10 protein-coding genes and 1 pseudogene are annotated in these 15,214 nt (G+C 49.7%); 8 read left to right on the forward strand and 3 right to left on the reverse strand.

Annotated elements, in window-relative coordinates; all coding sequences use genetic code 11:
* The first annotated feature begins 13 nt into the window (after positions 1-13).
* The 3 genes from T360_RS0111015 to T360_RS0111025 are packed head-to-tail and all read left to right on the forward strand — an operon-like array spanning position 14 to position 3,599.
* Entirely contained in the window at positions 14-1,483 is a 1,470-nt protein-coding gene (locus tag T360_RS0111015; RefSeq protein ID WP_028912841.1) for an ATP-binding cassette domain-containing protein, read from the forward strand.
* Positions 1,484-1,502: 19 nt separating this feature from the next.
* Positions 1,503-2,549, forward strand: coding sequence for an ABC transporter permease (locus tag T360_RS0111020; protein ID WP_028912842.1), 1,047 nt, complete (start codon positions 1,503-1,505; stop codon positions 2,547-2,549).
* Positions 2,550-2,558: 9 nt separating this feature from the next.
* Entirely contained in the window at positions 2,559-3,599 is a 1,041-nt protein-coding gene (locus tag T360_RS0111025; RefSeq protein WP_028912843.1) for an ABC transporter permease, read from the forward strand.
* Here T360_RS0111025 and T360_RS0111030 read toward each other — a convergent pair.
* Complete coding sequence (locus tag T360_RS0111030; RefSeq protein ID WP_036929509.1) at positions 3,594-4,514, reverse strand: AraC family transcriptional regulator; 921 nt, start codon at positions 4,512-4,514, stop codon at positions 3,594-3,596. The genes T360_RS0111025 and T360_RS0111030 overlap by 6 nt on opposite strands.
* Positions 4,515-4,664: 150 nt before the next feature.
* Between T360_RS0111030 and T360_RS0111035 the strand changes: the two genes are divergently transcribed.
* From T360_RS0111035 to T360_RS0111060, 5 genes and pseudogenes are all read left to right on the forward strand, one after another.
* A complete protein-coding gene (locus T360_RS0111035) occupies positions 4,665-5,600 on the forward strand; it encodes an aldo/keto reductase (RefSeq protein WP_028912845.1) in 936 nt (311 codons plus the stop codon).
* A 53-nt stretch (positions 5,601-5,653) separates the two neighbouring features.
* On the forward strand, positions 5,654-7,000 hold the full coding sequence (locus T360_RS15225; RefSeq protein ID WP_231488154.1) for an amidohydrolase family protein: 1,347 nt from the start codon (positions 5,654-5,656) through the stop codon (positions 6,998-7,000).
* Between the two features lie 107 nt (positions 7,001-7,107).
* The gene (locus T360_RS16040) at positions 7,108-8,145 is read left to right on the forward strand and encodes a carboxymuconolactone decarboxylase family protein (RefSeq protein ID WP_155949518.1); all 1,038 of its coding nucleotides are present in this window, start codon (positions 7,108-7,110) and stop codon (positions 8,143-8,145) included.
* A 9-nt stretch (positions 8,146-8,154) separates the two neighbouring features.
* Positions 8,155-9,189, forward strand: coding sequence for an aldo/keto reductase (locus T360_RS0111050; RefSeq protein WP_028912847.1), 1,035 nt, complete (start codon positions 8,155-8,157; stop codon positions 9,187-9,189).
* Positions 9,190-9,450: 261 nt separating this feature from the next.
* Positions 9,451-9,693: pseudogene (locus T360_RS0111060) on the forward strand (hypothetical protein); the annotation flags it as partial.
* Positions 9,694-9,770: 77 nt separating this feature from the next.
* Here the strand turns inward: T360_RS0111060 and T360_RS0111065 are convergent.
* Together T360_RS0111065 and T360_RS0111070 are read right to left on the reverse strand one after the other, a co-directional pair.
* Positions 9,771-13,868, reverse strand: coding sequence for a cellulase family glycosylhydrolase (locus tag T360_RS0111065; RefSeq protein WP_081772785.1), 4,098 nt, complete (start codon positions 13,866-13,868; stop codon positions 9,771-9,773).
* A gap of 7 nt (positions 13,869-13,875) precedes the next feature.
* Complete coding sequence (locus T360_RS0111070) at positions 13,876-15,213, reverse strand: TolC family protein (protein WP_051523534.1); 1,338 nt, start codon at positions 15,211-15,213, stop codon at positions 13,876-13,878.
* Position 15,214: the final 1 nt, after the last annotated feature.

Below are 15,214 nucleotides of genomic sequence, written 5' to 3' on the forward strand. Positions count from 1 at the left end.
ATTTGCTACCGCTATGGATGCTATTGTTGTTAATAACGTATCAAAGTCGTACGGGCGGGTGCAGGCACTCAGCGATGTGTCGTTTGCTGTCGGCAAGGGCGAGGTGTTCGGACTGATAGGTCCCGATGGTGCCGGCAAGACATCGATGTTTCGCATCCTCTGTTCGCTGTTGCTGCCCGATGCAGGCACGGCGACTGTAGATGGCTACGATGTGGTGAAACAGATGCGCGAGGTGCGCTCCCGAGTGGGCTATATGCCGGGCAAGTTCTCGCTATACCAAGATCTCACTATCGAGGAGAACCTGAACTTCTTTGCCACGCTTTTCGGAACGACTGTTGATGAAGGTTACGATAGTATCAAAGCCATATACTCGCAGATAGAACGCTTCAAAGATCGCAAGGCAGGAGCACTCTCGGGCGGTATGAAGCAGAAGCTGGCGCTCTCGTGTGCATTGGTACACCACCCCAGTGTACTCTTCCTCGACGAGCCCACCACGGGTGTTGACCCCGTGAGCCGTAAGGAGCTGTGGGAGATGCTGCTTATGTTGAAGGAACAAGGAATAACGATCTTGGCTTCAACGCCTTATCTTGATGAAGTTCGTTGCTGTGAACGCGTCGCTTTTCTGGATCAGGGGCAGGTGCGCGGCATTGGCACTCCCGATGATATTCTCTCTCAGTTTGCCAGTATCTTCAATCCGCCAGGCATAGATAAGAGTGAAGAGTTAAAAGATAAGAGTGAAGAGTCGGAGAATGTCATTGAAGTAGAACATCTGGTAAAAGCCTTTGGCGATTTCCATGCAGTTGACGACATCTCGTTCAGTGTAAAAAGGGGCGAGATATTCGGATTTCTGGGTGCCAACGGTGCAGGTAAGACGACGGCGATGCACATGCTGACAGGCCTGAACCAGCCCACCAGTGGAACGGGTAGAGTGGTAGGTTTCGACATCCGTACGGAATATGAACAAATTAAGAAGCATATAGGCTATATGTCGCAGCGGTTCTCGCTCTACGAAGACTTGACCGTTGCCGAGAATATCCGTCTCTTTGCTGGCATCTATGGCATGAAGGACGATGAGATTCGTCGCAAGACCGATGAACTCATGGAACGCCTGAAGTTCACGGAGCACAAGAACGACCTCGTTGGCTCGCTGCCATTGGGTTGGAAACAGAAGCTGGCCTTCTCCGTCTCTATCTTCCACGAGCCGGGCGTGGTGTTCCTCGACGAACCAACGGGAGGTGTTGATCCCGCCACACGCCGCCAGTTCTGGGAACTCATCTACGACGCTGCTCGTCGCGGCATCACCGTCTTCGTGACTACCCACTACATGGACGAGGCAGAGTATTGCGACCGCATCTCTATCATGGTGGACGGGAAAATCAGCGCCCTCGGCACACCCGATGAACTGAAACAGTGTTTCCACCAGCCCGATATGGACCATGTGTTTACCTATCTGGCCCGTCAGGCCACCCGTAGTGACAGTTGAGCGTTTAGATTTTAGAGAAATGAAACAGTTTATAGCATTTGTAATCAAGGAAACCAAGCATATTTTGCGCGACAAGCGTACGATGCTGATACTCTTCGGAATGCCTGTGGTGATGATGCTGCTCTTCGGCTTCGCCATCACCACCGATGTAAAAAATGTGCGCACGGTGTTGGTCACCTCTGAGATGTCGCCCCGTACGCAGCAGGCCGTAGAACGACTGGCACAATCGGAATACTTCATTATCACGCAGACGGTGAACACCCCACAGGAGGCCGAACGGCTCATCCGCAGTCAGCAGGCCGATATGGCGCTGGTGTTCACACAGAATCGTGTTATGCAGATGATGGTTGACGGCAGCGACCCCAATATGGCAACGCAGTGGACGAACTATGCGCAGGGCGTGCTGGCAAACATGCAGGGTAGTATGGTAAACTCCAAGATGCTTCATAATCCCCAGATGCGTTCTGCCTATAACTTCGTTCCTGCCATCATGGGTATGCTGCTGATGCTCATCTGTGCCATGATGACCTCGATATCGATTGTCCGCGAGAAAGAGAAAGGTACGATGGAGATACTGTTAGTATCACCCGTTAAGCCCCTGATGGTAATCATTGCCAAGGCGGTGCCCTATCTGGTGCTGGCCTTCGCCATCCTCATCACCATCCTCCTGATGGCGCGTTTCGTGCTGGGAGTGCCCCTTGCTGGTTCGCTGTTCTGGATTCTGGCTGTGAGCACCCTCTATATTCTGCTGGCGCTCTCGTTAGGACTGCTCATCTCCAACGTGGCACAGACGCAACTCGTGGCACTGTTGATGTCGGCTATGGTACTGCTCATGCCTGTGGTGATGCTGTCGGGCATGCTGTTTCCAGTAGAGTCGATGCCTCAAGTGCTGCAATGGCTGGCTGCTGTGGTTCCACCACGCTACTATATCGAGGCTATGCGCAAGCTGATGATTATGGGTGTAGGTTTTGGCGAAGTGGCTCGCGAGGTAGCTGTGCTGGCTGGTATGACGGTAGTGTTGCTCGCCATCGCCCTGAAGAAGTTTGATGTAAGACTGAGGTGGTAAGAATTCTCAATTATGATAAAATATCTCATACAAAAAGAGTTCCTGCAGATACGCCGAAATGCGTTTCTTCCCAAACTCATCATCATGTTCCCCATCGTCATCATGTGCGTCATGCCGTGGGTGATGCAGATGGAAGTGAAGAACATCGTGGTAGATGTGGTTGACATAGACCACACCGTGGAGTCGCAGCGGTTGGTACAGCAGATTGCTGCCTCTAATTATTTCATCTTCGGTGGACAGAAGGCCACCTACGCTGAAGCGATGAAGGACATTGAGAAGGGTAGGGCCGATGTCATCCTCGAGATTCGCGGTGGCAAGTATCTCATTGCAGCCAATGCCGTCAACGGCACCAAAGGCTCAATGGGTAGCGCCTATCTGAGCCAGATAGTCACCTCAAACGTCACACATCACACATCAAACATCACGCCTCTCACCTTATACAACAAAGGTCAGAACTACAAACTCTTCATGATTCCGGCCCTCTTTGCCATTGTGATGATGCTGATGACAGGCTTTCTGCCCACACTCAACATCGTTGGCGAGAAAGAGGCAGGCACCATCGAACAGATCAACGTTACGCCCGTTTCCAAGTGGTCGTTCATCCTCGCCAAACTTATCCCTTACTGGCTCATTGCGCTGTTTGTCATCACCGTGTGCTTGTTGTTGGCGTGGTTCGTTTATGGCATCACACCTGCTGGTCCCGTGTGGCTCATCTATGTGCTTGCTATGCTGCTGGCGCTGTTCTTCTCTTCTTTCGGACTCATCGTGTCCAACTACTCCGACACCATGCAGCAGGCCATGTTCGTGATGTGGTTCTTTGTGGTGAGCATCATGTTGCTGTCGGGACTTTTCACCCCTACGCGATCCATGCCCCAGTGGGCGTATCTTACCACCTATATCAACCCCATGCACTACTTCATTGATGCCATCCGCACCGTCTTCATCCGTGGTGGTGGGCTGCACGAAACTGCCCATCAGGTCTTAGCCCTTGCTGGCATCGGTACGCTGATGGGTTGTTGGGCCGTACAGAGCTATAAAAAGAATTCATAAGGTCGATGCCGTAGATCTTTGTGACTTCCTTAAAAACTCGCTGGGAGTGAGACCGAAGTGTTTTTTGAATACACGAGTAAAATGTTGCGGATATTCAAAGCCGAGGAGTTCAGAAGTTTCTGAGATGGTTTTTCCGTCGTGCAAATAGGCGGTGGCTCGTTGCATCACGAAGTTGCGGATGATGGCTGTGGCTGTCTCGCCTGTAGCCTGACGGATAAGGTCGCCGAAGTAGTTAGGCGAAAGGAACAGTTCCTGAGCACAATAGCGGACGGTGGGCAGGCCGAGCTTGCGCTGCCGTCCTTCGCTGTAATAGTGTTTCAGTAAATCATCGAAGCGTTTCAGAAGGTCGTTGTCAGCTGTAATCTCAGTCTTGAATTGACGCTCATAGAATCCAGCGCAATACTCCAGTATCAGTTCGAGGTAGGCGATGATGATGCGGCGCAGATGCTCGTTGTCTGGTTTAGAACGCAGTTCATTGCGAATCATCTTAAAGCAAACTTCTATCGTTCTTTGTTCTTCTGGCGTAGGATGCAACGACTCGCTTTCATAGTAGGAGAAGAAATGATAGTCATCTATGCGTCGTCCGAGGTCTGTGCCGTGAAGCAGTTCAGGCGAGAACAGTAGTACCCATCCTTTAATATGTATAATCTCACCATTGTCGCTCACACCTCCCGTCTGCCCTGGAGCCACGCAGAGCAACGAACCAGAACTGTGGCTATAGTGACCCTGCCCGTATGTAATGGTGTAAGGGCTTTCCTGCAACAAGAACACACCGTACACCTGATAGTTGTTCAGCGAATGGCGACAGTGCTCCAGCTCGTCGTAATGTATAATCGAGACGAGCGGATGCAACTCCTCTGCTCCGACATAGCGAGCGTAGTCGTTAACTGACTCAACATTCAAACTTTGCTTCATTTCGGGTACAAAGATACACATTTTTTGCGAGACAAAGATGTAAAATTGGTAGAATCCGTAATTTGGGTTGATTTATCAGTAAATCAGTTAGGCAGAAGTTGCAAAAATCCCCGTACCTTTGCACCATCAAATCAAAACAATTAGAAAACTATGGCAAAGATCGCATTAGGAACCTGGGCCTGGGGCGCAGGAGCATTTGGAGGAGACGCAGTATTCGGCAGCAAGACCGACGTAGAGAACTTGAAGCCCGTATTCGACGCGGCTATGAAGAACGGACTAAACCTCTGGGACACAGCTACCGTGTATGGTATGGGCGAGTCGGAGAAGATTCTTGGCTCGTTTGTAGCTGGCAAGAAGCGCGAGGATGTGGAGGTTTCAACTAAGTTTACCCCGCAGCTGGCAGAGGTTTATGAAAATAGCGTTGAGAAAATGGCTCTGGCCTCAATGGAGCGCATGGGCATCGAATACATCGACATGTATTGGATTCACAATCCGATGGACGTGGAGCGTTGGACACCAGGACTGATTCCCCTGCTGCAGTCAGGCAAGGTGAAGCGCGTAGGCGTGTCGAACCATAACATCGCAGAGATTCGTCGTGCCAATGAGATTCTCGCCGAGGAAGGCTTTAAGGTTTCTGCCGTGCAAAACCACTTCTCGCTGCTCTATCGTTCGAGTGAGAAAGGTGGTGTGCTGGACTACTGCAAGGAGAACGGCATCGAGTTCTGGGCCTACATGGTGCTGGAACAGGGTGCACTCTCAGGTAAATATAATAAGGAGAACCCGTTGCCCGCAGAGAGCGACCGAGGTAAGAAGTATAACCCCGTGCTGGAACAGCTTGAAGCCCTCACTAATGAGATGACCACCATCGGCAAGAAGTACGGCGCATCGTGCTCGCAGATCGGCATCGCCTGGGCTATCGCCAAGGGAACACAGCCCATTATCGGAGCCACCAAAGAGCGTCACGTCATCGAGGCTGCCGAGGCTGCTAAGATTCAGTTGACCTCAGAGGAAGTTGCACGCCTCGAAGCTCTCGCAGATGCTACAGGTATTGATACTCGCGGAGGTTGGGAACACTCAATGGAATAGCCTCCCCCAACCCCTCCAAAGGGAGATGAGAAATAAAAAAAGATAGTACTTTTATGAGAATAAGGACAACGATTATAGCAACGCTGTTTGCAACGATGATGCAGGCTCAGGGCGTGATTGATATGCACTCGCATATCATCACACCTGAGTTTGTGTCTGCCCTCGACAAGGAGGGAAGACTATTTGACGAGGGATTCCCTCTTCCGAAGTGGGACGCAGAAGCGCAATTAAAGTGGATGGACGAAGCGGGTATTCATACATCAGTCTTGACATTAGCGGCTCCTCAGCCGACATCTGCGAAGGTTGTACGTGCCACCAACGAGGCAGCAGCCAAACTGAAATACGAGCACCCTGACAGATTCCGCTTCTGTGCAGCTCTGCCACTACCCGATGTAGATGCAGCCATCGAGGAAGCCCGCTATGCTCTGGATGTACTGGGTGCCGACGGTATCAAACTGGCAACGAATGTAGGTGGTCAGTATCTCGGAGCACCAGAACTCGACCCCCTCTTCTCGTTCCTCAATGAGCGGAAGGCCGTTGTCATCCTACATCCCCATCGTCCAGACCCCGTCAACAAACAGGTGATGCAGCAGACACCCCTCGCTATGCAGGAATATCTCTCAGAGACCACCCGTGCCGTGTCGAATATGATCAGTCGTAATGTGCTGGCTCGCTACCCCAACGTCAAGGTGGTAGTGCCGCATTGCGGAGCCTATCTGCCGCTGATGGTTCCAAGGATGAAATCGCTCACCCCCGTGATGCATGCAAATAAACTTGTGGGCGACATCGACTGGGAAGCCAACCTCGCAGCCCTTTACTACGACCTCGCCGGTGCCCACTCGCCAGAGGTCATCCGCATGTTGCTCACCATCACCACGCCCGACCATCTGCTCTATGGTTCCGACTATCCCTACGTCGCCCCGCAGGTGCTCACCCAGAGCCTCCAGCGCATGCAACAGTACCTGATTACTGAGCCAGATCTTGCAGCGTATCGCGAGATGATTCTCCACAAGAATGCCGAATGGCTGTTGGGACTGTCCTCCGACAAACCGACAGTGAAAAAGCATGAAGATACGATGCTCGTTCGCATTGCCGAGATAGAAGTACATCCTGAACACCTCGAAGCCTATCTCACTGCTGCAATAGAGATTCAGCAGAAGAGCTTGGCCGAAGAGCCCGGTGTGCTCTGTCTCTTCCCAAATCAGATGAAGGAGGATAGCACTCAAATAAGAATCCTTGAAATCTACGCTTCGCAACAGGCTTATCAGCACCACATCCAGACCGCGCACTTCCAGAAATACAAGCAGGGCACACTCCACATGGTGAAGTCACTGAAACTGCAAGACCTCGCACCGCTTGCCACTGAGACGATGAGCAGAATTTTCAAGAGAGTTAAATAAAACGGAATATATGAAAATTCATTTTTATTTCCGAACGTGAGCAAGTTCAACAAAGTTAAGATTATCAGATGAAAAGAATAGTAACATTTATAATAGCAGTAATGACTATGGCGACAATACAAGGTCAGACGATGACCGAAAGACAAAAGGGATTGGCAGCATGTGCCTGCCTGATGGCACAGGGTGATTTAGAACGGTTGGAGCCTGCCGTGAAGATGGCACTCGACAACGGCGTGACTATCAATGAACTGAAGGAGGCTTTTTCACAGCTCTATGCCTACACGGGCTTTCCACGCTCGCTGAATGCATTAGGCGTTCTAAATAAGGTGTTGGATAACGGACGGAGCAGCGAGAGCCATCCGAGCTTGCTCGAAGATGGTCGAGTCGTGACGGACGAAGGCAAAGCCAACAAACAGCCCTCATGGCAGGAAGGAAAGTCTTGGAAACGTCCTGAAATATGGGATGACGCTGCAAAAGCTCTGAAGCAAGGTACAGAGGTGCAGACGAAACTCTCTGGCCGTTCTTTCGATTACCACTTCTGTCCGCAGGATGACTACTATCTAAAGTCGCACCTCTTCGGTGACATCTTCGCCAGCGACCAACTCTCTGCTGCCGACCGCGAGATAGTGACCGTTGCTGCCCTGAGTGGTCTCGAAGGTGTTGTTCCACAGTTGGCTGCCCACAAGCAGGGAGCCGTGAACATGGGCAATAGTCAGGAACTGGTTGATGAACTCTGTGCCTGGCTCGACAGCGAGGGGTATACCTTGCGCAGCAAATGGCCGAAAGGCGAACCGAACCCTTACGGCAAGTATTTCATCGGTCAGAGTTATCTGGCTGACGTTGGCGGTGGTGTTATAAACGTTACCTTCGAGCCTCGCTGTCGTAACAACTGGCATATCCACCACAAAGCAGTACAAGTACTCATCTGTGTCAGTGGTCGTGGCTGGTATCAGGAATGGGGCAAGGATGCCGTCGAGATGACTCCTGGCATAGTCATCGCCATTCCTGCAGAGGTAAAACACTGGCACGGAGCCGCCAAAGATTCATGGTTCCAACACCTTACTTATCACCGTGATGCTCAGGAAGGAGCCTCGAATGAGTGGCTTGAGCCTGTGACTGACGAAGTGTATAACAAACTGAAATAAGATATAATAATGGAATACGTAAAACTTGGAAACTCAGACCTCAACGTGTCGCGCATTTGCCTCGGCTGCATGGGCTTTGGAGATGCCAGTATCGGACAGCACTCGTGGACGATTGACGAAGAGCCGACACGCGAAATCATTCGTCGGTCACTCGACCTCGGCGTGAACTTCTTCGACACGGCGATAGCCTATCAGCTGGGCACTTCGGAGCAGTTCGTGGGCAGGGCGCTGAAGGATATGGCACGCCGCGAAGACGTGGTGGTGGCCACGAAGTTCCTGCCTCGCACAGAGGAGGAAATCACGAACGGCATCGATGGTCGGCAGCATGTACTGAGCAACATCGACAGCAGCCTGCAGCACCTCGGCATGGACTATGTGGACTTGTACATCTATCACATCTGGGACTACAAGACACCGGCAGAGGAAATTCTGGATGGCATGAACGAGGCCGTGCGTGCAGGCAAGGCACGGTATATCGGCATCGCCAATGCCTACGCCTATCAGGTGGCGAAGATGAACGCGATGGCCGAGAAAAACGGTTGGGCAAAATTCATAAGTGTGCAGAACCACTACAACCTGATTATGCGTGAGGAAGAGCGCGAGATGTTCCCGTTCTGCCGCGAAGAGAGCATTGCCATGACCCCATACAGCGCACTGGCATCAGGCAAGTTGGCCAAGCGTCCGGGCGAGACTTCGAAGCGACAGGCCGAAGACTCGTTCATGCACTTCAAATACGATGCCACCGCTGAGCAGGACAACCGCATCGTGAATCGCGTAGTGGAACTGGCCAATCGCTATGATGTGGAGATGACTCAGATTTCCCTTGCCTGGTTGCTGACCAAGGTGGAGTCACCCATTGTGGGAGCCACCAAGCTGCACCATATCGAAGGTGCCGTAAAGTCGCTTGATGTCCGTCTGACCGCCGATGACATCCGCTATCTAGAAGAGCCATACGTGCCCCACAACCTCTCAGGTGTGATGGCAGTCAACAAGCCAGCCATGAGTGAAGAGCCTGTATGGGTAAAGGCAGCAAAGAACAAGTAAATAGAAGACAATATGAAACTGATTACAGTTATTTGCACGGTATTAATGGCATTCAGCCTCACGGCCTGTGTGCAGAAATTAGAAAAAATGGCACGGATGTACTGGTTTGTTAAATTGTTTGACAAATATCGCTAAGAGCAATCTATGAATTGATGCAGATTTTAGAATCTGCAAACATCTGCGCCGCTTTTTTTTTTATTTGATATTTCTCATGTTGTGGATTGTAACATTAAATTGGGCCGAAGTCTGTGCAGCGATAGCTCTGGTTATTTAGGCTATCTCGTATTGGCTCACTATATCCGTGTGCACATGAAGTGGAGTCAGCAGAAGAAGTTGACCGTTGGGGCAATCTGCTTCGTAGTAGGCGGTCTGTTTACCGCATGGAGTTTCTGGTGGAAGGCTGTGCCCGGTATGCAGATGGATACACCAATCACGTTCCTATGTTGTGCAGTAACAACGAAACTCATCTCGCAGATTCCTGGCAGTAAATATATAATAGGTTAATTATATAGAAGTATAAAATCTCAATACTGTACAATTTTTGAGCATTTTGTTTTAAAAGACATACAATTTTATAGCAATCACTCAGCAAATATCTGCACCGGACCTTTCAGTCCATTGGCTATTCGCCCTGAGTTCGCAATCGAGGAGAATGTGGCATCGCCCTCACGACCACGTAGAACCTTCGTATTATAATCAGATGCCTTCACGCGGATTTCAATAGCATTCTCACCACTTTGTACATAGTCTGTAATGTCGAACCTGAACGGTTTCCAGCTACGTTTTCCAACAGCCTTTCCGTTTATATACACTTCTGCTGTGTAGTAGACATCTCCTAAATCGAGCACATACTTTGTGGCGGTCTTTTCCAGTGAGAATCGGGTGGTGTAAACAGATTCACCGCAGGAGTCGGCCAGCTGCGGAATATTCCGCCAGTCTGCCAGTTGAGCGTCGCGGATGATTTGTTCTCCAATTTGCAGCGCCCATTGTCCCCATTCAATGGTCTTGGAATCCTTGGTGGTAGACGGAGTAGGCTGGGGAGCCTTCGCTTCCTGAATGGGGGAATTAGTGATATAAAGGAAGCGAGTTGAAAGCGGAGGAAGCATGCCTTTGATTTCACCGGAAGATGTTCTATCGACAGTTGTCACACTCCCGTCTTCAGCATCGAACCAGTAGGCATAGGGAGCAGCGACGGCCTGAATGCTGATTTCCTTCCAACGGTTATCTACGTTCCAATAGAGTTGAACCAGTTCATTGTCAGAAATTCGACGACGGGCTGTCCTGACCCGTTCTCCTCCAGCCAACGTTGTCAGAGGGGTTGAAACCACCCAATTGTGAATGCTGTTGCAGACATGTTTCCCAGACGCCACTTTCTTCATCAGCTTAGCTGTTTCTTTATCGTTCTTCGCATAATCCTTGAAGGAAGGCTGTTTGACTGGCAGGTCACCAATAATCAGCAGATTAGCAGTAGATTGCTGCTGGAGGTTCTGGGCTGTTTGCATTTGAATCCAAGGAAGATTAAACAGGACAAGTCCCCCGTAGCTGTTGCCACGGATATGCAAGCGTCCGTCAGGAGTTGCCGTCATCTCCTGCAGGGATTCGTCATTGACCCATGACCAGGTGAGTCCACGTCTTTCTAATTCGTTCAATATAGGCCATACGGCGCTCTGCCATTTGCTCACAGCATCTTCCGATACTTTCTGCTCGTTGTCAGCCCCAGGTTCTGTCTCTGGAAGCATTCCGTAATAGAGAATTTCCTCTGGATTCTTAACACTGCTGCTGTATTCCAAGAACGGATAATATACCAGGATGTCGGCTTCGGCCTTTCCTTTGCGCATCAAGTACTGAGCACGCTGTACATATTGATTCACATCTGCCAGTTCGTTCCAGAAGACGTTTTCTTCATATAGGTCAGATGAGAAATTAACTCCAATCATGGAATTATAGAAGGGTTGCCAGGGAATGCCCCCAACTTCATATTTGTAAGGGGAACCATGCCAGATAATTTGATTGACACCGCAGGAAAGGAGTTTGTCGGCAGTGGAACGTAATTTTTGGGGCGTAACCATCAAGGCTCGGTTGATATGGACTCCGGATTCTGCGCTGACAAGTGGTTTGTTGTACAACATAGCCCCAGAGGAAATCATTTTTAAACCTCCTTCACTACCGCCACCAAAGATCATATTTTCTGTTTCTGGAATATCCGCATCCCCTGCAGCCCCCATATAGTCCATAGGAAGACCGTATGGTTGAGTCTTATGCAGCAAGCCGCGCTCTTTTGTCCAGTGGGAAGAACCTTTGAGCAGATGCATTCTTACTAAATCGCTTACGGTTAAATCATAATCGTAACGGAGACGGGTGTCCACATCGTCAAAACTGAATTCAGCATATTTTTTCCCGGGGTCATACATGTTGTTATAACCATACCAGATGTTGGCTGGCATCCAGGGTAACGGATCATATCCTCGGTTATGCAGGAATACATCTCTGAAATCGGCTGTTATGTGACGATCAACCTTGAACTCATAGCTGTCGTTGAAGATAGAACGGAAAGGTTTTCCGTAGAAGGGAGTTAGACCTGAACGTGCTCCGAAGTAATGATCGTAGGTCTTTTGGACTACAATAGAGTCGAAATGGTCAATCACTTTACCGCCGTCAGGTCGTGCGGTAATCATATTTATTTCCTGTGATGGAACTGACCAGAGGGCAATCAGACTTCTCTGCCATCCTTTCTCTACTTTTGCTGGTGAGAAGGTGACCGTCGTATCGGTATGGGGAAGTTCTTTCACATCTTTAATCTGCCAAGGACCATTTTCGTTTTCCTTTACCTGCGCTTCCAACAGCCCTATCAAGGTGGCAAATTTGCTATCCTTTCTCTTAGAACGGGGAATGGCGACGGTGCCTCCTGTTTCTGGAATAATGGTCAAGCCAAATTGTAGTGAACGATTCTCTTCGGCTTCAGTAATGGCGGGCGAAGCTGCAGGCCACCCGCTGCCGTTGGTCATATCTACGGTCATGCCAAGTTTGGCGGCTGTTGCCATCACGGTAGAAAGATGCTCGTAATAAGCATCCGAATCGAAACTCATGATAGCTCCGACTCTTTCTTCCGGCATAGGAACAACCAAGGCAAAAGGCTGAATTTCCACGCCACCGATATGGTTAGAAGCGAACAGCTCTAGCTCTCTCTTGAGTTCCGTGTTGTCTACGTCATTTCCTGGCCACCACCAGCGTACTGAAGGAGCATACTTCAAATCGGGATTCAAGAACTGGCTTGCCTGAAAACTTCCCTTTTCTTCTTTACGTGCCGGGAGGTTCAGCGCCTTCAACAAGGAGTCATTCCACTGCCCAGTCTGTTCGTCAAAGGCCTGGAAGATATCACGGTGGTAAGTCCAGTAGTGTGAACTCATCCCATACTGCTCAATAAGACTGCGGATGAAAGCTACGTAACGAGTACGGGATGCATCATCGGCATTGGCGCAAACACCGTATTCTCCGATGCAGACTGGGCGTCCTGTACGCTGGCTCCAACGGGCAAGGAAAGAAAAATCATGTTCTATTGGAGATTTGTCGGCCTCTGTTCCCATCCAAGGAATGTCGTGCAGATTCCCTGCCATAGCATATGAGAGTCCTTGATGGGTAAACGTCTGTGGCAAATAATAATGTGCATCCACAATCATATTCCAGTCGTCGGGAAATTCCAATAGGCCGATAGTCCAGTGTTGCCCCAGACTAGGGGTGCCAACTAGAATAGTCTTTCCAGAGTTCTGCTCACGGATAATCCGAGTAACCCTTGCCACCACTCTATTCCACAGAGCAGGAGCTAATGCAAGACTTGGTTCGTTCATCAATTCAAAAAAGACATTCTGGTCAGGATAATCTTTATAATGAGCTGAAATCTGGTTCCATATACTACAAAGCCGCTCAATGTTGGGCTCTGTTTCCAAATCCTGAGGTCCAAGATTAAATGACAAACCGGGATAGTAGTGATTATCTAAAATGACAGCTAAGTCATTATGCAAACATTCTTTCACGATGTTATCCACAGCCTCGAAGAAATCTGGATCGATGGTATAAGGAGCCTCTTTGGAAACATGGTCGGCCCAGCGGATGGGAATGCGTATGCTTTGGAAACCTGCATCGGCAATACCTTTGATGCTTCCAGCTTTTAAAGGGGTGCCGTTGGAGTTGCCATCCAGTACTGCGTTGAGATTGATTCCTACTCCCAAACGTCTGTTGCGTTCAAAGGCTATATGAGCTTTTGCAGGAACCTGAACGGGAGCAGTAGCTTTGTCTATGACCGCTTTGTCACGTGAGAGAGTCAGGTGCGTAGCAGCAGGATTTCCTTCACCGTCGGCAAAGGATTGGAGAGGCTTGACTTGTCCTGCAGCGCCAAAGACTAATAACAGATCAAGTGTTCCATCCTTGATCGTATAGAGTCCTTCGCCCGCCATTCCGGGTCCGACATCAGATACAGAAATTCTGCCATTACCTGATAGTGAATAGCTGCAAGTCATATTCATAGAAGAAAATGACTCAGCAGCCAACTGGAGTTTGTCAGTGAAAGACACGGTCACAGGTGACCCGCAATAGAGTCCATACCAGAAGCCAGAAAGTCTTTCCGTAGAAAAACCATGGGTGCTTAGCAGTAAGCACGTCAGAAAATAATAGAATCTTTTCATAGTTGTTTTATTTTTGTCCTGTTGCTTGTTTGTATTCTAAAAGCCGTAGTTGCATATCCGCATAGGCATCTGTACGGCGGTCGAGAGATTGCTGATAGAGCATCTGAGCTTCGAGTAAGTCGCTCGTCTTAGAGATACCTGCTTTGTAATAGTTGCGATTAAGGCGCAGGTTTTCCTCAGACTGTTCGATACTATGCTGAGCTAGGAGTAACTGTTGATACGACTCTTCCAACCCATTCCAGGCATTTTGCATACGGATCTGTAGCTGTTGGGCATTATCCTCTAACTGTTCTACAGCTTTCTGGTGCTCTATCTTGCGGCGCTTGATGGTATGAGAACCGCCCCACCAGTCGGAGATGGGCACACTAACGGTAGCAAACACCATCCCGAACGAGTGATTATTATTAAGCATATTGTGGTAGTTATAGCCTGCGCCGACAGCAACTGATGGCAGGTTCTGACCAACGGCCAGTTTCTTTTGTAGATTAGCAGCTTCCACCTGCTTGTCAAGCAGCTGATATTCTGCAGTTCCCAATAGTGCCTGACGATGGTCTTGTTTGGAAACCAGTGGTGAAGTAACGTCGGACTGATAAGATATGACGAATGATGTATCTCGCAGGCCACAATACTGCGACAACAACAGACGGACAATGGAGATGCCGTTATTCAGTTTCAGTCGCTGACTTTGGATGTCGTTCTGACGTAGCTGTACCTGCAGCAAGTCGTTGGGCATGATCAAACCAGCACGCACAGCCACATCTACATCTTTGTGAATACCGGCCAACAGGGTATCTACAGCCTCGATGGTCTTCATCTTCTCCTGCATCGAGACCAACTGCCAGAAATATTGTTCGGCAATCTTCTCCACCTCGTTTTCCGACAACTGCAACTGCAAGCGGCTCACGTCCTCACCAACTTTAGCGAGTTTATTGCCGTTGATGATCTGACCACCCGCAAATACAGGCTGCACGGCCATGAGCGAGCCGAGAGTACCATTCTTCATCATCGAGATGCTGACGGGGTTCCCCAAGGCCGCCAGGGCCTCTTGGGGCAACGACTGAGCCAAAGCCGCCCCCAACTCGGGCGAAATACCCGCTGAAGGGTTGATAGTGGTTTGTGCCATACCTTTATTGGCATTGAACCAAAGACCAGTACCACTCACACTGGGGAAATACTTGGTAAATGCCTCCTTGCGTTGCTGGCGGGCTGCATCGATGTTGTATTTGGCACTGCGGATAGCGATATTGTTATGCAGGGCAGAATCTTTTATCTGCTCCAATGTGTAGGTCTGTGCCGAGGCAGAGAGTGCACAGCCCAAAGCTATCAGTAATAATATCTTTTTCATA

It is taken from the genome of Prevotella sp. MA2016, assembly GCF_000619825.1.
Taxonomy (GTDB): Bacteria; Bacteroidota; Bacteroidia; order Bacteroidales; family Bacteroidaceae; genus Prevotella.